Source organism: Actinomadura monticuli, assembly GCF_041463655.1.
Classification (GTDB): domain Bacteria; phylum Actinomycetota; class Actinomycetes; order Streptosporangiales; family Streptosporangiaceae; genus Spirillospora; species Spirillospora monticuli.
This window is the reverse complement of the sequence record NZ_JAXCEI010000007.1, coordinates 160,721-179,521: the sequence shown is the minus strand read 5'-3', so window position 1 is coordinate 179,521 and position 18,801 is coordinate 160,721. Positions and strand designations below refer to the sequence as shown.

17 protein-coding genes are annotated in these 18,801 nt (G+C 73.3%); 6 read left to right on the top strand and 11 right to left on the bottom strand.

What is annotated here, in order from left to right; translation table 11 throughout:
* The first annotated feature begins 40 nt into the window (after window positions 1-40).
* Window positions 41-2,941 (top strand): UPF0182 family membrane protein, encoded by a 2,901-nt coding sequence (locus tag SM611_RS17755; protein WP_371950683.1) that lies wholly within the window; start codon window positions 41-43, stop codon window positions 2,939-2,941.
* 89 nt (window positions 2,942-3,030) lie between these two features.
* Here the strand turns inward: SM611_RS17755 and SM611_RS17750 are convergent, their stop codons facing one another.
* The gene (locus SM611_RS17750; protein WP_371950682.1) at window positions 3,031-4,113 is read right to left on the bottom strand and encodes an NAD-dependent epimerase/dehydratase family protein; all 1,083 of its coding nucleotides are present in this window, start codon (window positions 4,111-4,113) and stop codon (window positions 3,031-3,033) included.
* A gap of 89 nt (window positions 4,114-4,202) precedes the next feature.
* Here SM611_RS17750 and SM611_RS17745 point away from each other — a divergent pair, with 89 nt between their 5' ends.
* From SM611_RS17745 to SM611_RS17735, 3 genes are read left to right on the top strand one after another with little or no spacing between them, the layout of a single operon-like run.
* Entirely contained in the window at window positions 4,203-5,567 is a 1,365-nt protein-coding gene (locus SM611_RS17745) for a zinc-dependent metalloprotease (protein WP_371950681.1), read from the top strand.
* Window positions 5,564-5,740, top strand: a complete 177-nt coding sequence (locus tag SM611_RS17740) for a hypothetical protein (protein ID WP_371950680.1) — start codon at window positions 5,564-5,566, stop codon at window positions 5,738-5,740. The genes SM611_RS17745 and SM611_RS17740 overlap by 4 nt, the downstream gene beginning before the upstream one ends.
* A 19-nt stretch (window positions 5,741-5,759) precedes the next feature.
* Window positions 5,760-6,326, top strand: coding sequence for an NUDIX hydrolase (locus tag SM611_RS17735; RefSeq protein ID WP_371950679.1), 567 nt, complete (start codon window positions 5,760-5,762; stop codon window positions 6,324-6,326).
* Window positions 6,327-6,335: 9 nt separating this feature from the next.
* On the opposite strand, the gene SM611_RS17730 is transcribed toward SM611_RS17735, so the two are convergent.
* The 3 genes from SM611_RS17730 to SM611_RS17720 all read right to left on the bottom strand — a co-directional run bounded on the left by SM611_RS17730 (window position 6,336) and on the right by SM611_RS17720 (window position 8,506).
* Window positions 6,336-6,989, bottom strand: coding sequence for a hypothetical protein (locus SM611_RS17730; protein WP_371950678.1), 654 nt, complete (start codon window positions 6,987-6,989; stop codon window positions 6,336-6,338).
* Window positions 6,986-7,531 carry a M48 metallopeptidase family protein gene (locus tag SM611_RS17725; RefSeq protein ID WP_371951031.1) on the bottom strand — a complete coding sequence of 182 codons (546 nt, stop codon included), beginning with the start codon at window positions 7,529-7,531 and terminating at the stop codon, window positions 6,986-6,988. Before SM611_RS17725 ends, SM611_RS17730 begins: the two co-directional genes overlap by 4 nt.
* Window positions 7,532-7,705: 174 nt before the next feature.
* A complete protein-coding gene (locus SM611_RS17720) occupies window positions 7,706-8,506 on the bottom strand; it encodes an enoyl-CoA hydratase/isomerase family protein (RefSeq protein ID WP_371950677.1) in 801 nt (266 codons plus the stop codon).
* Between the two features lie 177 nt (window positions 8,507-8,683).
* Here SM611_RS17720 and SM611_RS17715 point away from each other — a divergent pair, with 177 nt between their 5' ends.
* Window positions 8,684-10,015, top strand: a complete 1,332-nt coding sequence (locus SM611_RS17715; RefSeq protein WP_371950676.1) for an ABC1 kinase family protein — start codon at window positions 8,684-8,686, stop codon at window positions 10,013-10,015.
* Between the two features lie 232 nt (window positions 10,016-10,247).
* Here SM611_RS17715 and SM611_RS17710 read toward each other — a convergent pair whose 3' ends face one another.
* From SM611_RS17710 to SM611_RS17695, 4 genes are all read right to left on the bottom strand, one after another.
* Complete coding sequence (locus SM611_RS17710) at window positions 10,248-10,448, bottom strand: hypothetical protein (RefSeq protein WP_371950675.1); 201 nt, start codon at window positions 10,446-10,448, stop codon at window positions 10,248-10,250.
* A 91-nt stretch (window positions 10,449-10,539) separates the two neighbouring features.
* A complete protein-coding gene (locus SM611_RS17705) occupies window positions 10,540-10,818 on the bottom strand; it encodes a WhiB family transcriptional regulator (protein ID WP_371951029.1) in 279 nt (92 codons plus the stop codon).
* 120 nt (window positions 10,819-10,938) lie between these two features.
* Window positions 10,939-11,289, bottom strand: coding sequence for a hypothetical protein (locus SM611_RS17700; RefSeq protein ID WP_371950673.1), 351 nt, complete (start codon window positions 11,287-11,289; stop codon window positions 10,939-10,941).
* A 224-nt stretch (window positions 11,290-11,513) separates the two neighbouring features.
* Window positions 11,514-12,677, bottom strand: a complete 1,164-nt coding sequence (locus SM611_RS17695) for an epoxide hydrolase family protein (protein ID WP_371950672.1) — start codon at window positions 12,675-12,677, stop codon at window positions 11,514-11,516.
* A 124-nt stretch (window positions 12,678-12,801) separates the two neighbouring features.
* Here SM611_RS17695 and SM611_RS17690 point away from each other — a divergent pair, with 124 nt between their 5' ends.
* A complete protein-coding gene (locus SM611_RS17690; protein ID WP_371950671.1) occupies window positions 12,802-14,991 on the top strand; it encodes a sensor histidine kinase in 2,190 nt (729 codons plus the stop codon).
* On the opposite strand, the gene SM611_RS17685 is transcribed toward SM611_RS17690, so the two are convergent.
* From SM611_RS17685 to SM611_RS17675, 3 genes are all read right to left on the bottom strand, one after another.
* Window positions 14,917-15,522: a response regulator transcription factor gene (locus tag SM611_RS17685; RefSeq protein ID WP_371950669.1), complete on the bottom strand. Its 606-nt coding sequence runs from the start codon at window positions 15,520-15,522 to the stop codon at window positions 14,917-14,919. The genes SM611_RS17690 and SM611_RS17685 overlap by 75 nt on opposite strands.
* A 40-nt stretch (window positions 15,523-15,562) precedes the next feature.
* Window positions 15,563-16,438: an acyl-CoA thioesterase II gene (tesB, locus tag SM611_RS17680; RefSeq protein WP_371950667.1), complete on the bottom strand. Its 876-nt coding sequence runs from the start codon at window positions 16,436-16,438 to the stop codon at window positions 15,563-15,565.
* Window positions 16,439-16,576: 138 nt separating this feature from the next.
* The gene (locus SM611_RS17675; RefSeq protein WP_371950665.1) at window positions 16,577-18,691 is read right to left on the bottom strand and encodes an ATP-dependent DNA helicase UvrD2; all 2,115 of its coding nucleotides are present in this window, start codon (window positions 18,689-18,691) and stop codon (window positions 16,577-16,579) included.
* Window positions 18,692-18,801: the final 110 nt, after the last annotated feature.

The following is an 18,801-nucleotide window of genomic DNA, read 5'->3' as shown; positions in this document are numbered from 1 at the left end:
GCGGGCGGCCGGTGGGCGAGATCTCGATCGGAGGGGCCACTTGACCTTCCGGACTCCCGGTTTCGGGCGCCGGCTCGGCACCGGACGGACGCGGCTGCTGCTACCGGTCCTGGTGACGCTGGCCGTGCTGCTGATCGTCTTCATGGTCTTCACCACGACCTACACGAACCTGTTGTGGTACCGCTCCATCGGGTTCTCGTCGGTGTACACGACGCAGCTCCAGGCGAAGATCGTCCTGTTCTTCGGCGCGGGCCTGCTGATGGCGCTGGTCGTGGGCGCGAACGTGATGATCGCCTCCCGGCTGCGTCCGGCGTACCGGCCGCTGTCGGTGGAGCAGCAGGGCCTGGAGCGGTACCGGGCGGTGATCGACCCGCGCCGCCGGCTGATCTCCGGGGTGCTGCTGGGCCTGCTGGGGGTGCTGACGGGTTCGTCGGTGGCGGGCCAGTGGCCGGTGTGGCTGGCGTTCCTGAACCGGACGCCGTTCAACGTCGAGGACCCGCAGTTCCACAAGGACGTGTCGTTCTATGTCTTCACGTACCCCTTCCTGCGGCTCGTCATCGGTGTGGTCTTCGCGACGGTGATCCTCTCGATCCTGGCCGCGGTGATGGTGCACTACCTGTACGGGGGGCTGCGGCTGCAGGGGCCGGGCGACAAGGCGAGCCCGTCCGCACGGGCGCACCTGTCCGTGCTGTTCGGGCTGTTCATCCTGCTGAAGGCGGTCGCGTACTGGCTCGACCGGTACGGCCTGGTGCATTCGGAACGCGGGGTGACGACCGGCGCGTCCTACACCGACGTCAACGCGCTGCTGCCCGCGAAGACGATCCTCGCCGTCATCGCGCTGCTGTGCGCCGTCATGTTCTTCAGCAACCTGCTGCGGCGCGGCATGATGCTGCCCGGCGTCGGGTTCACGCTGCTGGTGCTGTCGGCGATCCTGCTGGGCGGGGTGTACCCGCTGCTCATCCAGCAGTTCCAGGTGAAGCCGGACGAGCTGGCCAAGGAGCGCCAGTTCATCCAGCGCAACATCCAGTTCACCCGCGCGGCGTACGGGGTGGACGGCGCGAAGGTCGTCCCGTACGGGTCGCAGCCGGTGGCGGACAAGAAGCAGCTCCAGGACGACGCCGACAAGCTGACCGACGGCGGCATGCGCGTCCTCGACCCGAACGTGGTGGGCGAGACGTTCCAGCAGCTTCAGCGCATCCGGCCGTTCTACCAGTTCCCCGACACGCTCGACGTCGACCGCTACACGGTGGACGGCAAGACCGTCGACACGGTGGTCGCGCTCCGGGAGCTGTCCGGAGCGCCGGCGGGGCAGCGCAGCTGGATCAAGGACCACATGGTCTACACGCACGGCTACGGGTTCGTGTCGGCCTACGGCGACCGGTTCGACTCCCGGGAGCCCGACTTCATCAACCGCGACATGCCGGCGTCGCCGGACCAGCAGATCAAGGTGGCGCGGCCGGAGATCTACTTCGGTGAGCGCTCGCCGGCGTACTCGGTGGCCGGCGGGCGCGGCCAGCAGGAGCTCAACTACCCCGACAACAGCGAGTCGGGGCAGCAGAGCAGCACCTACGACGGGCAGGGCGGGGTCCGCATCGACTCGTTCTTCCGCAAGCTGCTGTACTCCGCCAAGTTCCAGGACAAGAACCTCCTGCTGTCGGGCGCCATCAACAAGAACGCCAAGATCCTCTACGACCGGTCGCCGCGGGACATGGTGCAGAAGGCCGCGCCGTGGCTGACGCTGGACGGCGACCCGTACCCGACCGTGGTGAACGGCCGCATCCTCTGGATCGTGGACGGCTATACGACGTCCAGCAGCTACCCGTACTCGGAGGAGATGAGCCTCGGGGAGGCCACCCGCGACACCATCACCGACACCCGGTCGGCGGTGGCACGGCAGGCGAACGACCACATCAACTACATGCGGAACTCCGTGAAGGCCACGGTGGACGCCTACGACGGCAGCGTCCACCTGTACCAGTGGGACGAGAACGACCCGGTGACGAAGACGTGGATGAAGGTCTTCAAGGACACCGTCCAGCCGCGTTCGTCGATCCCGCCCGAACTGGAGGCCCACTTCCGCTACCCGCAGGACCTGTTCAAGGTGCAGCGGAAGATCCTCACCAAGTACCACGTGACGGACCCGTCGGCGTTCTACAACGGCGAGGGCTTCTGGGAGGTCCCGCAGGACCCGACGGTCAGGGGCAAGCGGCAGCCGCCCTACTACCAGAGCCTGCGGATGCCCGGCCAGGACACCCCGTCGTTCTCGCTGACGACGGTGTTCAATCCGCGCAACAACCCGCAGCTGGCCGCGTTCATGTCGGTGGGGTCGACGCCAGGGCGCGACTACGGGCAGATCCAGATCCTGCAGATGCCGCGCAACGCGCAGCCGGCGGGCCCCGGCCAGGTGCAGAACTCGTTCGAGACGGACGCGAAGGTGAAGGGCGACCTGTTCGCGCTGAGACAGGGCGGCACGAAGACGGTCGCCGGCAACCTGCTGACGATCCCGTTCGGCGGTGGCCTGCTGTACGTCGAGCCGATGTACACGAAGGCGTCCGGCGGGGCCGAGCAGCAGCCCTATCCGATCCTCGGCAAGATCCTCGTGCGGTACGGGGAGAGCATCGCCGCCGCCGACACGTTCGACGAGGCGCTGAAACAGGTTCTCGGCGGGACGAGCTCGGCGCCCGCGCCGTCCGAAACGCCGGGCACCGAGCTGAGCGCGGACGCGCAGAAGGCGATCGGCGACCTGAACAAGGCCGTGACGGACTACGAGAACGCGCAGAAGAAGGGCGACTACCCGGGCATGGGCGACGCCTGGAAGCGGATCAAGGACGCGCAGGCGGCGCTCGCCGCCGCGGGCCAGGCGGCGCCGAAGACGTCGCCGAGCCCGTCACCGAGCCCGTCCGGGTCGCCGTCGCCGAGCGGCTCGCCGCCGTCGAGCTGACTCCGGCCGCAGCGCGGCACCGCCGTCCGCCGTCGACCCGACCGCGGGCGGCCGGTGCCCGGTCTGACCGCGGCCGCCGGCCGCGCCGTCTACCGGCGGCGCTTGCGGGCGCGGCGGATCGCGGCGGCGGCGCCGATCGCGGCGACGGTCGCGCCCGCGGCGGTGGCCACCGTGGCCTCCTTGCCGCCGACGCGGCGGCCGACGACGGCGTGCCGTCCCGCGGTCTCCTCCATCACGACGCGGAGCGCGGCGGCGTTGTCGTACAGCGGCTTCCAGCCGGCGGCGCGCAGCCGAGCGCAGTCGACGACCCACGGGTAGGCGACGTAGTGCAGGTCGGTGGCGGGCGCCGGCGTCATGCCGAGCCGGTGCAGCCGCTGCGCCATGCCGAAGGTGAGCGCGGCGGGCAGCTCGAAGGTGCGCTTGCCGGTGATCTCGGTGACCTCGTCGGGGCCGAGCCAGCCCTCGCAGCCGACGGCGACGGGGCCGCGCACGTCCTCGGCGACGACGACCTCCAGCGCGGACGCGAGGTCCTCGACGTGGCAGAACTGCCAGCCGGGCGTGCTGCCCTTGACCGTCAGCAGCCGGGGCGCCTCGAAGTGGCGGGTGACGACGGTGTCGACTCCCGGGCCGACGACCGCGGCGGGGCGCACGACGGTGACGTCCAGGCCCGGGTGGGTGACGGGCGCGGTCGCGGCCAGCTCCTCCATCTCCAGGTAGTCGCCGGCGATGCTGGTGCTGGCCTCGGCGAGCAGCGGCGCGTCCTCGTGCAGCGGGACCTCGTTGTCCGGCTCCGCCCCGTACACCATCGCGGACGTGACGAGGACCACCCGGCGGACGCGGGCGGCCGCGGCGGCGGTGACGACCGTCTGGGCGCCGCGGACGTTGTGGGTGCGGCGCTCGCGGGGGTCGGCGTCCGGGGACCGCTCGATGTCCAGGTTGACGATGACGTCGACGTCGGAGAGGCGGCCCGACAGGAGCGGATCCCGGATGTCGGTGACCCGCCAGACGACCCCGGGCACGTCTCCCCGCTGCCCGTCGATGGCGACGACCTTGCGGATCTCTTCCCGTTCGGCGAGCCGGGCGGCCAGCAGCCGTCCCGCGCCGGAGGCGGCGCCGGTGACGGCGACGACCGGGCCCTTGCTACGCCGAGGGCGAACCTTGCCCGTTGCCACGGGGCTGCCCCCTTCCTTGAGTACGCGACCTTGCCAGGACCGGCTAACGTTGCGGATATGAGCCCATCATGCATCCCAGGGGCGATCCGATGAGCAACACTCCCTTCGGCTTCAATCGTCCCGGCGACGGAGACGACGACGACCGGCCCCAGGATCCATTCAAGGGCATGGGCGGCGATATGGCGCAGTTCGCCGACATGCTGCACCGGTTCGCCGACATGATCGGCGCGCAGGGTGCGGGCGGCGGGGGCGGCGGCCCCCTCAACTGGGACCTGGCCAAGAACATCGCGCGGCACACCGTGGTGGAGCAGGGCGACCCGTCGGTCGTCGACGCCGAGCGGCGCCAGGTCGAGGAGGCGCTTCGCCTGGCCGACCTGTGGCTGGACGAGAAGACCACGCTGCCCGCCGGCATCCGGACGCCGCAGGCGTGGAGCCGGTCCGAGTGGATCGAGCAGACGCTGCCGGTGTGGGCGAAGGTGTGCGACCCGATCGCGACCCGGATGGTCGAGTCGATGGGCGGGGCGCTCGGCGGCGGCGAGATCCCCGCCGACATGCAGGCGATGGCCGGCCCGCTGATCGGCATGGTCAAGCAGATGGCCGGGGCGATGGTCGGCGGCCAGGCCGGGCAGGCGCTCGGCGGGCTGGCCCGCGAGGTCACCGGCTCGGCCGACGTGGGCCTCCCGCTCGCCCCGGACGGCGTCGGCGCGCTGGTGCCCGCGGGCGTCGAGGCGTTCGGTGCGGGCCTGGAGGTCTCCGCCGACGAGGTCCGCCTCTACCTGGCGCTGCGCGAGGCCGCCCACCAGCGGCTGTTCACGCACGTCCCGTGGCTGCGCGCGCACCTGCTGGGCGCGGTCGAGGAGTACGCGCGCGGCATCACCGTCGACCTGTCGGGCATCGAGCAGGCCGTCCAGGGGCTCGATCTGAGCAACCCGGAGGCGCTGCAGGAGGCGCTCGGCGGCGAGATCCAGCTCCAGCCCGAGGAGACGCCGCGCCAGAAGGCGGCGCTGGCCCGCCTGGAGACGGCGCTCGCGCTGGTCGAGGGCTGGGTCGACACGGTCGTGAACGAGGCCGCCGAGGGCCGGCTGCCCGGCTCGGTGAAGCTGGCCGAGGCGGTGCGGCGGCGCCGCGCCACCGGCGGCCCGGCGGAGCGCACGTTCGCGACGCTGGTCGGCCTGGAGCTGCGCCCCCGCCGCCTCCGCGAGGCCGCCGTCCTGTGGCGGACGCTCACCGAGGCGCGCGGCACACAGGGCCGGGACGCCGTCTGGGACCACCCCGACCTGCTCCCGACGGCCGACGACCTCGAGGACCCGGACGGGTTCGTCCACGGGCGCGACGAGATCGAGGGGCTGTCCGACCTGGACTGGTCCGACCTGACCAAGGCGGAGGACGAGAAGCCCGACGATAAGGGCCCGGGCGATGAGCCCGGCCCGGACGACGGCGGGCCGCGCGCATGAGCCGGGCGCGCCCGTCCCGGGTGCACGGCTGCCGCTACGAGCCCGGATCGTCCGCGAACGCGATCCGGCGCCGCGTGGCGCGCGCGAGCCTGTGCTGGCAGCGTCCCCTCGACCAGGAACGCCGCCGCCTCCATCCCGCGAACTCCCGCTACCCGCGTGTCGGCCGCACGTGAGCGGCGCGGGGGGCGTTCTGTGAGCGTGCGTTCGGCGGCGCCGGGCGTCCTGCATGACGACGCGGTGGCGGTGTTGTCGTCGTGGCGGGCGCCCGACGCCGGGCAGGAGCGGCTGCGGCGGGATTTCCTGCGGCATCTGGCGGAGCATCCGGCCGCCGGGATGTGGCGGGAGTGCGCGGCGGGGCACCTCACGGCCAGCACCGCCGTGCTCGACGCGTCCCGCACGCGGGTGCTGCTGACGCTGCACGCGAAGGTGAAGGCGTGGCTCCAGCTCGGCGGGCACTGCGAGCCCGGCGACGCGACCCTCTCCGGCGCGGCGCTGCGGGAGGCCACGGAGGAGTCGGGCATCGCGGGCCTTCGGCTGCTGCCCGAACCCGTCCAGCTTGACCGGCACGCCGTCCGCTGCCACCCGCGGGGAAGCCTGCACCTCGACGTCCAGTACGTGGCGATCGCCCCCGAAGGGGCCCGGCACGCGGTCTCGGACGAGTCGGACGATCTCGCCTGGTTCCCCGTGGACGATCTCCCCGCCTCGGCCGACGACGCCGTCCACCGCCTCGTGGCACGGGCGGTGGCCGCGAGCGGCTGACTCGCCTCGTCAGCGCGTGAGGGGGTGGCCCTCCAAGAGGGCGCGGGTGTTCTCCCAGCCTTCCAGGCCGGGATCGAGCAGGCGCAGGTCGTCGGGGGTGCGGAGGCGGTGCCAGCCGGGGCCCTGGGGGACGAGGCCGGGGCGCGGCGCGGCGGCGCGCAGCCGGTCGAGGGCGTCCGGGGTGTCGAGGTCGACCTCGCGCAGGGCGGCGGCGAGCCAGGCCGGCAGCGGGAGGCGGGCGGCGAGGGCGACCAGGCCGCCGTCCTGGGCCCGGCAGGCGGCGGAGGGGGCGTCGCCGAGGGCGCGGAACAGCTTGCCGAGCAGCAGCGGCGGCAGGTCGGGGGCGTCCGGCGCGACGAGCGCGGCGGAGCCGGCGCCGAGCGCGTGCAGGGCCGCGAACGCGCCGGTGAGCGTCGCCTCCCGGACGATCGGGGTGCCGGGCCAGGTGACCGCCTCGGCGTCCGGCTGGTCGGGCGGGTCGAGGACGAGCGCCGGCGTCACCAGTTCGAGGCCCGCGACGACCTCGTAGGTGTCCTCGAGCAGGGCGAGGCGGAACTCGCCGGGGTCGATGCCGGGCGGGACGTCCTCGTGCCGGGCGGGGAGGGCGAGCACCGCGGCGAAGCGGCCGGCCGTTCCGGGCGTCCGGTCGGGGGCGTCGGTCACCCGGCGGCCTCGTGCGGGAACTGGTCGCCGGGGTGCAGGCCGTCGCCGTGGTGGATGCCGGTGACGTCGTCCTCGGGGGCGTCCGCTTCGAGCGGCAGGTGCGCGGCGGCGGCGACGCCCTCCAGGTAGCCGCGGGCGCGGTCGGCCTTCGGGTAGTTGCCCACCAGTTCCCAGAAGTCGGCGCCGTGCCCGGGGATGAGCAGGTGCGCCAGCTCGTGGACGAGGACGTAGTCGACCACCCAGCCGGGCATGCCGCGCAGCCGCGTGGAGAGCCGGATCGTGCCGTCGTCCGGGGTGCAGGAGCCCCACCGGGCGCGCTGGTTGGCGACCCAGCGGACGCTGACCGGGTCGGCCCGTCCGTCCAGGTAGCGGCGGGACAACTCGCGGGCGCGCGACTGGAGGTCGGCGTCGGAGGGCCGCCGGCGGCGTTCCCGCTCCGCGAGCCGTTCCAGGATGGTCGCGATCCACTGTTCCTCTTCGGCCTTGCTGAGCCTGGACGGAACCATCACCACCACCTTGTCCCCGTCGCGGTAGGCGGACACGGTTCGCCTGCGTCTGGCGCTGCGGCGGACCTCAACGTTAGGGGGCACGCCTGAACCGTACTCGAAAATTTGCCTCCGCCAAAGGGGGTGTTTGACGTTGCCGCAGGTCAGCCCCTACGTTTTGACCATGCCCGGGGAGGTGAAAGTAAATGCCCGACGGGGTTGGGCGCGGCTTTACTCGCCGCTGAATTCCGGGCTGCGCTTCTCCCGCTGCGCCGCCAGTCCTTCGAGCATGTCGCGGGACGACATCGTGACGGGCTGGGCGAGCGACTCCCAGCGCAGCGCCGCCTCCAGGTCGGCGTGCCCGCCGCCGGAGAGCGCCACCTTGGTGAGCCGGGTCGCGATCGGCGCCTGCGCGGCGACCCGCGCGGCGACGGCGAGCGCCTCGTCCAGCAGGTCCGTGCGCGGGAAGGCCCGGTTGACCAGCCCGTTCGCCGCCGCTTCGGCGCCGCTGAGGACGCGTCCGGCCAGCAGCATCTCGCGGGCCAGCGGCAGCCCCGCGACCTCGGGGAACAGCCAGGTCGCGGCCATGCCGGGGTGCAGCCCGAGGGCGGTGAACGGGGCGAGCAGCTTGGCGTCGTCCGCCGCGTAGCGCAGGTCGCAGGCGAGGGCGAGGCACAGCCCGGCGCCGACGGCGTGCCCGTTGACGGCGGCGATCGTCGGCACCTCCAGGCCGCGGATCGCCAGCCACGTCCGGTAGAACCCCAGCATCCGGTCGCGCAGCGGCGGGACGGCGACCTCGCTGGTGTCGGCCAGCCAGGACAGGACGCCGCCGGAGCTGAACGCGCTGCCGGCGCCGGTGACCACAACGCAGCGCAGCCCGGCGTCGGCGCGCAGGCCGGCGATCGCGTCCTTCCACGCGGCGGTCATCTCGTCCGACATCGCGTTGCGGCGGCCGGGGTCGTTCAGCGTGAGGACGGCGACCCCGTCGGGACGGCGTTCGACCTGCAGGAGGTCGGCGGAGTCTGCGGACATGGCACCGCACGCTACCGAACCGTGCTCGGCGCGTTGCCTCCGGCACTCCCCCGGCGCCGTGAGAAAGCGCACACTTACCATATCCGGCCAGGTCACAAGGGTGGGCCGGTTTCGGCACCGGTGATACTTGCGGATCGTTGTGGCGTGAACGACACCCGATCACCGACAATGTACGGCGTGAGCGATCTTCCCCGCCGCGCGGTGACGCGGTCAGCAAAGCTGGCGTCCCTCCCCATCGGCTTCGCGGGACGCACGGCGCTCGGCGTCGGGAAGCGGACCTTCGGCAAGCCGGCCGAGGCCGTCGCCATGGAGATCCAGACGCGCACCGCCGAGCAGCTGTTCAAGGTGCTCGGCGAGCTCAAGGGCGGGGCGATGAAGCTCGGCCAGATGCTGTCGATCTTCGAGGCCGCGCTGCCGCCGGAGATCGCCGGCCCGTACCGGGCCACGCTGACCAAGCTCCAGGAGGCCGCTCCCCCGCTGCCGGCGTCGACCGTCCACAAGGTGCTGGAGGAGTTCCTCGGCGAGGACTGGCGCGACTACTTCGAGTCGTTCGACGACCGGCCGGCCGCCGCCGCGTCCATCGGGCAGGTGCACCGCGCCGTCTGGCACGACGGCCGCGCCGTCGCGGTGAAGGTGCAGTACCCGGGCGCCGGCAAGGCGCTGATCAGCGACTTCAACCAGCTCGCCCGGCTCGGCCGGCTGTTCGGCGTGCTGATGCCGGGGCTGGACGTCAAGTCGATGCTCGCCGAGCTCAAGGAGCGGGTGGTCGAGGAGCTCGACTACACGATCGAGGCGGAGTCGCAGACCCGGTTCCGCGAGGCGTACCTCGACGACCCGGACTTCTACATCCCCGAGGTCATCGCGCAGTCCGGCAACATCCTGATCACCGAGTGGATGGACGGCACCCTCCTCTCGAAGATCATCAGTGACGGCGACCAGGACACCCGCGACCACGCGGCCCTGCTGTACTGCCGGTTCCTGCTGTCCGGGCCGAAGCGGTCCGGGATGCTGCACGGCGACCCGCACCCCGGCAACTTCCGGCTGCTGGAGGACGGGCGGCTCGGCGTCCTCGACTTCGGCGCCGTCGACCGCATCCCCGGCGGCTTCCAGAAGCGGCTCGGCCTGCTGCTGCGCATCGGCACGATGGCCGGCATCGACGAGATCGAGGAGGCCCTCCGCCGGGAGGACTTCATCCGCGAGGGCGTGGAGGTCGACGCCGAGTCGCTGCAGGCGTTCCTCGCCCCCGTCACGGAGCCGTTCGTCACCGACACGTTCAAGTTCAGCCGGGAGTGGCTGCGCGACATGGCCGTCCAGGTCACCGATCTGCGGCCGTCGAACGTCGTCCGGCAGCTGAACCTGCCGCCCGATTACGTGATCATCCACCGGGTGCTGTCGGCGGGCACCGGCGTGCTGTGCCAGCTCGAATGCGAGATCCCGGCCCGCGCCGAGTCGCTGAAGTGGGTGCCCGGCTTCGCCGACGACGAGGACGGCGAGCTCGTCACCGGCTGACCGCCCCCGGCCACGCCGAGGACATGGCGGAGCCCCGCGCACTGATGGGGTGCGCGGGGCTCCGCTGTTCGCGCGTCCGGTGGAGTGGGGCCATCGGACGCGCTCCACGCGCCCGCCGGGAGGCGCTCCCGTCCGCCAAACCATCCAAGAAGGACGGACGGGGCCTCGACCGCGCGGGCACTCGTTCGCGAGGGGCAGAGGCCGGCCCCCGTTGAGCGGCCTCTGCGGCCCGTCAGTCCCTGTGGCGAGACCGCGGGACGTGCGTGTACGACTCGCCCCGTGCGGTCGGGGCGAGCAGGACGCGCCGGACGCGGGACGCCCTCGTCCGGGCGTCGCGCCGGGCGCGCCGCAGCGCGCGCACGCGGGCGGCGACCTCGTCGGGCACGGTCGCCGGTCTTCGTTCTCTGGGCAGGTCCTGGCTGAGCAACGTCATCTCGTTCTCCCCGGCGGCCCGGAGGCGCGGTCCCCGCGTGGGAACCACGCCTCCGGGGTCGATTCGGTCGAGCGTGCTGGGCATCACTGCCTCACACGGTCACTTCGTCCGGCCGCGGGTGCTTGCGCGGGCGGCCGCGCGGCCGCTTGCGCGGAACGATCACACCGCGGACGAAGAGCTCGCCGCCCCAGACGCCCCAGGGCTCCTTGCGCTCGAGAGCGCCGGCGAGGCACTCCCGGCGGAGCGGGCACTCCAGGCACAGGGCCTTGGCGAGCTCGACGTCGGCGGGAGCCTCGGCGAAGAACAGCTCCGGGTCGGTCCGGCACGGAAGCGTGAGGTCCTCCTCGCTGATCGCGAAGGCCCCCTGCATCACAGTCACCCTTGTTCCTCTCGTTGGATCTCAACGTGATGTCTCGGTGGTTGTCTGGGCAAAAGAGAAGGCCGCGGATCCGGTCTGGATCCGCGGCCTGGGGGCTTGCCGGTTGTCTTGCTAGACCGGTCGCCTCCAGGGGTACGGACCCGACACGCCACCCTTGGTGACGCCCACGTGGGCCGTGGCCGGAGCCGGAGCGTTCGTGTCCTCGATAAGGTGTTCGAAGACACTCCGCCCCTGGTCGTCCTGGATCAGCTGCTCAAAGCGCAGTCCGCGCAGATCGCGCAGCATGGCGCGCTGTCGTCCGCGCAGTCGCCAGCCGGGCGCCTGGAGATAGGCGCCGGGCATGGAGACGCCGGACATCGCGCCGCCGCGCACCGAGACACAGGGCTTCGAAGCACGGGGCATCGAGGCGCCGGAGACGGCGGCGGCCCAGGACGACGCGGATTTCATCAACGTGTTGCTCACCGGACTGCACACCACCTCTCTGGCTCCTCGGGCCGGACCCGGCGGATTCAAGATCCACACCGGACGGCCGGTTGATTGCTCGCGACGAGCGTACGGTGATCTCGCCGAATCAAGCAAGGTATTTTTGACCTGCGGATTTGTGGGTGACTTCACCCTTTTCCCGGGAAACCCGTCCCGCCTCACCGGCGTCGAACCTCACGGGAGTCCCCTACAGAACGATCTTCTCACGGCATGGCCCGGCCGCGCAGGCCGCGGAAGAACTCGCGGATGTCGTCCAGCAGCAGGTCGGGGGCGTCGTGGGCGGCCCAGTGGCCGCCGCGGTCGTACTCGCGCCAGTGGACGATGTTCGCGTGGTCGCGTTCGGCGAAGCGACGCAGGGGGCGGAAGTCGTAGGCGAACGACGCCAGCCCGATGGGGAACGTCGTGGGCTCGGTCTCCTGCGGCTCGTGGTGGTTCTCGTAGTAGAAGCGGGCCGTGGACGCCGAGGTGTTCGTCAGCCAGTAGACGGTGGCGATGGTCAGGATCGTGTCGGGGTCCGGCAGGCCGGCCAGGAGCTGGCCGACCCAGGCCAGCTGGCCGGCCGGGGAGTCCGACAGTGCGTGCGCGAGCGTCTGCGGCTGCGCCTCCTGGGCCCGGTCGTGAATGGAGTGCCGCACGAACCCCTGGAGGAACTCCAGGTACTCCCCCTCCTCCGGGCTGATGCCGGCGAGCTCCGCGGGGTCGCCCGTGGGGAAGGAGAAGATCTGGTTCACGTGGACGCCGATCACCCGGTCCGGGTGGCGGCGCCCGATCCACGGGCTGACGATCGCGCCGGCGTCGTTGCCGTGCGCGCCGAAGCGGTCGTAGCCGAGGCGCGCCATCAGCTCGGCCCAGGCGTCGGCGGTCCGCGCCGACCCCCAGCCCTTGGTGCGGGTGTGCGCCGAGAAGCCGAAGCCGGGCAGGGACGGGACGACGACGTGAAACGCGTCCGCCGGGTCGCCGCCGTGCGCCGCCGGGTCGGTGAGCGGGCCGATCAGGTCCAGGTACTCCACGAACGTGTTCGGCCAGCCGTGGGTGAGGATCAGCGGGGTGGCGTCCGGCTCCGGCGACCGGACGTGCAGGAAGTGGATCAGCTGGCCGTCGATCTCGGTGGTGAACTGCGGGAATTCGTTGATCCGCGCCTCCTGGGCGCGCCAGTCGAAACCGGTCCAGCGGGCCACCAGGTCGCGGACGAAGGAGACGGGCACCCCGTACTCCCAGCCCGGCTGGACCGGGCCCTTCTGGACGCCGTCGGTCACCTCGCTCTCGGGGAGCTCGTCGGCGAAGCGCGTGCGGGCCAGGCGGTCGCGCAGGTCGTCCAGGTCGGCCTGCGGCACGTCGATGCGGAAAGGCGTGATCTCGAAGCTCATCTGGAGTTCCTCCTCGTTCGGGTACTCCGAGTCTGCTGACCGGCCGCGCGCCGGAGTAGTGCCTGGTGCACCGGCCGGGCTGCGGTCCGCAGGCCGCTGACGTGCACACTGCATAATTGCCGCCATGCGCGACCGCCGCCTGCCGCTCTTCGCCGGGATCGTCCTGTTCTGGACGTACCGGGTCCTGGTGCTGTGGGCGGTTCCGGTCCCCGGCGCCCCGGCCGGGGCGGCGGCGCTGCTCGCCGGGACGGGCGCGGCGCTCGCCCTCGGCGTCCTGCAGGCGCGGGCGCTGGCCTGGAGCGGCACGCTCGGCAACCTCGCCGCGCAGGCGGTGCTGGCGTACGCGCCCCTGCTCGTCCTCGGCGACGCCTGGCGGCCGGCGGCGCCGCTGCTCATGGCGTCGGTGCTGCTGCTCGCCGCGCCGGCCTGGGCGCGGTGGCCGGGCGCCGCGGCCGTCGTCGCCGCCGAGTTCGCGATCAGGACGGTCTGGCTGTCCGGCGCCGGCGCCGGGTACGCCGTGTGGGCCGCCGCCGTGACGTTCACCGGCGGCCTCCAGTTCCTCGCCCTGGCGCGACTGGGTCATCTGGTGCGGGCGCTGGAGGCCACCCGCACCGAGCTGGCCGCCCGCCGAGCCGCCGGGGAGCGGCTGCGCATCGCGCGCGACCTGCGCGCAGAGCTGGGACGGCGGCTGTCGGCCGCCGCGGTGGCCGGCGACCCGGGCGAGATCACGGCGGCCGCGCGGGCGGCGCTGGCCCGCGCCCGATCCCTCGCCGACGACTACCGGGACCGGTCGCTGGCCGCCGAGATCGAGGCGGCGCGGACGGTGCTCGCGGCCTCCGGCGTGCCGGTGCGCGTCGAGGCGGACGCCGCCGCCCCGCGCTCGTCGCGCGCCGACGCGGTGCTGGCGGGGGTGTTGCGCCGCACGGTCGTGGCCGCCCTGCGGCACGGCCGTCCCGACGGCTGCGTGATCGAGTGCCGCACCGGGCCCGGCGGCCCCGAGCGGCTGCGGGTGGAGTTCTCCGGCCGCGTCCCGCCGTTCGCCGAGCCGCTCTCGGCCGCGTCCGCCGAGATCGCCGGGCTCGGCGGGCGGCTCGTCACCGGCCCCGCCGTGGAGGCGGAGATCCCGCGGGCGCGGGCCTGGGCGGGCGGGCCGGTCGGCGCGGCGCCGTGGCTGGCCTTCGCCGTGCTCCTCGTCCTGGAGCTGGACCATCTCGGCACGGTCGCGACCAGCGTGGTCATGGCGCGGGACGCGGGCGTCGCGGTCGACCCGGCCCGACTCGCGGTGGCGGCGGTCACGCTGCCGCTGGTCGCGGCGCTGCAGCTCTACCATGTGCTGCCGCGCGGCGAGGACCGGCCGGGACGCTGGGCGCTGCCGGCCCAGGTAGTCCTGGTCCTGGCGGCGTTCACCGCCGCGGGGCCGCTCGTCCCGGCCGACTACGGCGGCCTGCCCGCGACGTACGGCGGCCTGGTCGCGGGGGTGGTGCTGCTGAACGTGCGCCCGCCCTGGGCGTGGGCGGCGGCCGCCGCGCTGCTGCTGATGCCCTTCCCGCTGCTGTACGGCGCGCGCCCGCCGGCGGTGGCGCTGCTCAGCCTGCTCGCCTCGGCCGCCTTCATGATCACCGTCTACGCGCTGGGCCGGCTGCCCGTCGCGGCCGCCCGGCTCGACCGGGCGCGCCGGGAGCTGGTCCGCACGTCCGTGCTCCGCGAGCGGCTGCGGATCGCGCGGGACGTGCACGACCTGCTCGGCTCGCAACTCTCGGCGATCGTCATCCGGGGCGAGCTGGCGGACGGCCCGGCGGACGGCGCGAAACTGGCCGGGCTGGCGGGCGCGGCGCTGGCGACGGTTCGGTCGATCGGCACGGAGCCCGCCCCGCTGCGGCTCGCCGCCGAGGTCGAAAGCGCGCGGGACCTGCTGGGGACGGCCGGGGTGCGCGTCCGCGTCACCATCGCGGAACCGCCGCCGGAGGACGTCGCGGCCCTGTTCGCCGTCGTCCTGCGCGAATCGGTGACCAACGTGGTCCGGCACGCGCGAGCGCGGCGTTGCGAGATCTCCATCGCGCCCGGCCGCCTCCGCGTCTCCAACGACGGCGCCCCGCGTCCCGGCGCGAAGCGTCCCGGCGCGGGCGGGACGGGGCTGACGAACCTGCGGTCGCGCGCGGCCGAGGCGGGCGGCGCGCTGGCCGTCGAGCACGCCGCCGGCCGGTTCACCCTCACCGTCGAGGTGCCGGCCGCCGGGCGGTCAGATCCAGCCGGCCTCGGCGGCGATGCGGATGGCGTCGACCCGGTTGCGGGCGCCCAGCTTGGTCACCGCTGACGCCAGGTAGTTGCGGACGGTCCCGTAGGACAGGCCGATCCGGGCGGCGATCTGCGGCGGCTCGGCTCCCGAGGCGGTCAGCCGCAGCACCTCGCATTCGCGGTCGGTGAGCGGGCAGTCCGGGGCGTCCAGGGCGGCGAAGGCGAGCTGCGGGTCGACCACCCGTCCTCCCGCCGCGACGGTGCGGACGGCGTCCACCAGGTCACCGGGCGCGCTGTCCTTCACCATGAACCCGGCGACCCCCGCCGCCATCGCCCGCCGCAGCGTCCCGGGCCGCCCGACCCCGGTCAGGATCAGCGTGCGGCAGCCGGGCAGGCGCCGGGCCAGCTCCGCCGCCGCGCTGACGCCGTCCAGGCCGGGCAGCTCGATGTCGAGGACCGCGACGTCCGGCCTCTCACGCAGCGCCGCGGGCACGATCGCGTCCCCGGCCGCGACCTGCGCGACGACCTCGACGTCGTCCTCCCTGTCGAGGAGCCCGGCCAGCGCCTCCCGCAGGATCCGCACGTCCTCGGCCAGCAGAACCCTGATCACCTGCGTGCTCCCTGTCCCCCGCGCGGGCGGGGCGTGCCGGTCAGTGCTCGCGCTCGCCGTCGGAAACGCGGACGAGGCCCTCCTGCATGACGGAGACGACCAGCTCGCCCGACCGGGTGAACACCTGGCCGCGGGCGAGCCCGCGGGCGCCGCCGGCGAACGGCGTGTCCTGGTAGTAGAGCAGCCAGTCGTCGGCGCGGAACGGCCGGTGGAACCACATCGCGTGGTCGAGGCTGGCGCCCATCGTCCGCCTGTCGCCCCAGGCCAGGCCGTGGTTCAGCAGGACGGTGTCGAGCAGCGTCATGTCCGAGGCGTAGGTCATGAGGCAGACGTGCAGCAGCGGGTCGTCCGGCAGCTCGCCGTCCACCTTCAGCCACACCTTCGACTCGGGGGTGGCGAGCGCCGGGTCCTTGGCCGCCTCCCACGTCAGCGGCGTCGCGTGCCGGATGTCGAACGGGCGGCGGGTGACGAACTCGCGGGCGCCGACCTCGCCGAAGAGCGGCGTGAGGCGCTCCAGGCCGTCGGGCAGGGTCTCCGGGGCGGGCGCGTCCGGCATGTCCGCCTGGTGGGACGGGCCGTCCTCGGTGATCTGGAAGGACGCCGACAGCGTGAAGATCGCCTTGCCGTGCTGGATCGCCGTGACCCGCCGCGTCGTGAACGACCGCCCGTCCCGCACCCGGTCGACGGTGTAGACGATCGGGACGAGCGGGTCGCCGGGCCGGATGAAGTACGCGTGCAGCGAGTGCACGGGCCGGTTCGCGGGGACGGTGCGCCCGGCGGCGACGAGCGCCTGCCCGGCCACCTGGCCTCCGAAGACGCGCTGCCGCCGCTCCTCGGGGCTGCGGCCGCGGAAGATGTCGTTCTCGATCTGTTCGAGATCGAGCAGGTCCAGCAGGGCCTTCAGCGATTCCTTCACGGCGGTCAGTCTTCCCTATCGGCCACGGTGACCGGGGTCTCACCCCCGCAATACCTAGCCCTGTCCAACGGCCAGGTGACCGGGATCTCCCCCGGAGTCTCAGCCCTTGCCGTGCCGTGCGCCTGGCCCTCCCGGAGGTCAGTATCCGCACAGGGTGAGGACGGCGTCGCCGTAGCGGTCGAGTTTGACCTTCCCCACTCCCGGGATGCGGGCCAGGTCCTCCATCGACTCGGGGCCGTGCTCGGCGATCGCCTGCAGGGTCGCGTCCGTGAACACCACGTAGGCCGGGACCTTCTGCTCGGCGGACACCTGGGCGCGCCAGTCCTTCAGCGCGATGAGCAGTTCCTCGTTCAGCTCGGAGGGGCAGTCCTCGCAGCGGCCGAGCTTGCGTTCGACGGCGGCGGTCAGCGGGCGCCCGCAGACCCGGCACGGCTGCGGGCCCTTGGCGGGGCGCCGCTTCGCCCGGTCGGCGCGGGGCGGCGTGTGCGTGGCGGCCTTGCCGGTCAGGCCGTCCAGGAAGCGGGACGGGCGGCGCGTCTGCGACCCGCCGGGCGAACGCGCCAGCGCCCACGAGAGCGCCAGGTGCACCCGCGCCCGGGTCACGCCGACGTACAGCAGGCGGCGCTCCTCCTCCACCTGCGCGGGCGTCTTGGCGTAGATGATCGGGAGCGTGCCCTCGGCCAGCCCGACGAGGAACACCGCGTCCCACTCCAGGCCCTTGGCGGCGTGCAGGGACGCCAGCGTGACGCCCTCCAGCGGCGGCGCGTGCTGCGCGGCGGCGCGCTCCTCCAGCTCGCCGACGAAATCGGGGAGCCCGGCCTTCGGGTTGTCGGCGGCCATGTCCTCGGCGAGCTGGGCGAGCGCGGCGAGCGACTCCCAGCGGGCCCGCGCGGCCCCCGCCCCCTCGGGCGGCCGGTCGGAGAACCCCGCCCCGGACAGGACGTGCCGGACGGTCTGGATCAGCCCCATCCCCTCGGTCTCCGCGTCGGCGCCCGCCCGCGCCGCGCCCCGCAGCCGGACCACCGCCTCGCGCACCTCGGGCCGCTCGAAGAACCGCTCCGCGCCCCGCAGCACGTACGGGACGCCCGCCGCGGCCAGCGCCGACTCGTACGTCTCGGACTGCGCGTTGATCCGGAACAGGATCGCGATCTCCCGCGCGGGGACGCCCTCGTCGATCAGCTTGCGGGCCTGCCGCGCGGCGTCGTCGGCCTCGGCGACCTCGTCGTCGTACTCGTTGAACACCGGCTCGGGCCCGTTCTCCCGCTGCGCGGCCAGCTCCAGCGCATACCCGCTGGGGGGGCGACCCCCCAGACCCCCCGGCAACGGCGAGGTGGGCCGCACGCCCCGCGCCTGCCCGATCACCCCGTTCGCCAGCCGGACCACCTGCGGCGTCGACCGGTAGTCGCGGACGAGCTTGACGACCTTCGCGTCGGGATGCTCGCGGGTGAAGTCGAGCAGATGGGACGGGGACGCGCCGGTGAACGAGTAGATCGTCTGGTTGGGGTCGCCGACGACGCACAGGTCGTCGCGGTCGCCGAGCCAGGTGTCGAGCAGCATCTTCTGCAGCGGGTTGACGTCCTGGAACTCGTCCACCACGAAGTACCGGTACTGCTCGCGGACCTGGTTCGCGACCTCCCGGTGCTCGGTGAGGACGGCGGCGGTCAGCTCCAGCATCCCCTCGAAGTCGAGCAGGTTGCGCTCGCGCCTGAGCTGCTCGTACATCGCGTAGACGCGCGCGACGTCGACGACCTCGGCGGGCGGCCTGCGGCCGGCCTTGGCGACCGCGGCGGGATAGTCCTCGGGACGGTTCTGGGTGACCTTCGCCCATTCGATCTCGCTCGCGAGGTCGCGCAGCTCCGTCCGCGCGAACGACAGCCGGCACGCCCGCGCCGCGTCCGCGACGAGCGCGATCTTGGAGTCGATGATCTTGGGCGCCTCGCCGCCGACGACGCGCGGCCAGAAGTAGCTGAGCTGCCGCAGCGCCGCCGCGTGGAACGTCCGTGCCTGGACGCCCGGCGCGCCGAGCTGCCGCAGCCGGCTGCGCAGCTCGCCCGCCGCCCGTGTGGTGAACGTCACGGCCAGCACCCGCTGCGGCGTGACGACGCCCGTCAGCGTGGCATAGGCGATCCGATGTGTGATGGCCCTGGTCTTGCCCGTCCCGGCGCCCGCGAGCACGCACACCGGCCCCTTCACCGCCTCGGCGACCGCCCGCTGTTCGGGGTCGAGTCCCTCCAGCACCGACTCAGCCAACATGCCCCCATACTCGCAGGCCGCCCCACCGGTAGCACCCGGCACACCAACTGTGGACAACCCGGAATGCGCGCGGACCGCCCGATGTTCACCGGTACGCACGGACCGTCCGA

Excerpts from the sequence above, each read along its gene's own strand:
- SM611_RS17745 (WP_371950681.1), top strand. The coding sequence starts at position 4,203 with ATGAGCAACACTCCCTTCGGCTTCAATCGTCCCGGCGACGGAGACGAC.
- SM611_RS17740 (WP_371950680.1), top strand. The coding sequence starts at position 5,564 with ATGAGCCGGGCGCGCCCGTCCCGGGTGCACGGCTGCCGCTACGAGCCC.
- SM611_RS17720 (WP_371950677.1), bottom strand. The coding sequence starts at position 8,506 with ATGTCCGCAGACTCCGCCGACCTCCTGCAGGTCGAACGCCGTCCCGAC.
- SM611_RS17690 (WP_371950671.1), top strand. The coding sequence starts at position 12,802 with ATGCGCGACCGCCGCCTGCCGCTCTTCGCCGGGATCGTCCTGTTCTGG.
- SM611_RS17705 (WP_371951029.1), bottom strand. The coding sequence starts at position 10,818 with ATGCAGGGGGCCTTCGCGATCAGCGAGGAGGACCTCACGCTTCCGTGC.
- SM611_RS17695 (WP_371950672.1), bottom strand. The coding sequence starts at position 12,677 with ATGAGCTTCGAGATCACGCCTTTCCGCATCGACGTGCCGCAGGCCGAC.
- SM611_RS17675 (WP_371950665.1), bottom strand. The coding sequence starts at position 18,691 with ATGTTGGCTGAGTCGGTGCTGGAGGGACTCGACCCCGAACAGCGGGCG.
- SM611_RS17710 (WP_371950675.1), bottom strand. The coding sequence starts at position 10,448 with ATGACGTTGCTCAGCCAGGACCTGCCCAGAGAACGAAGACCGGCGACC.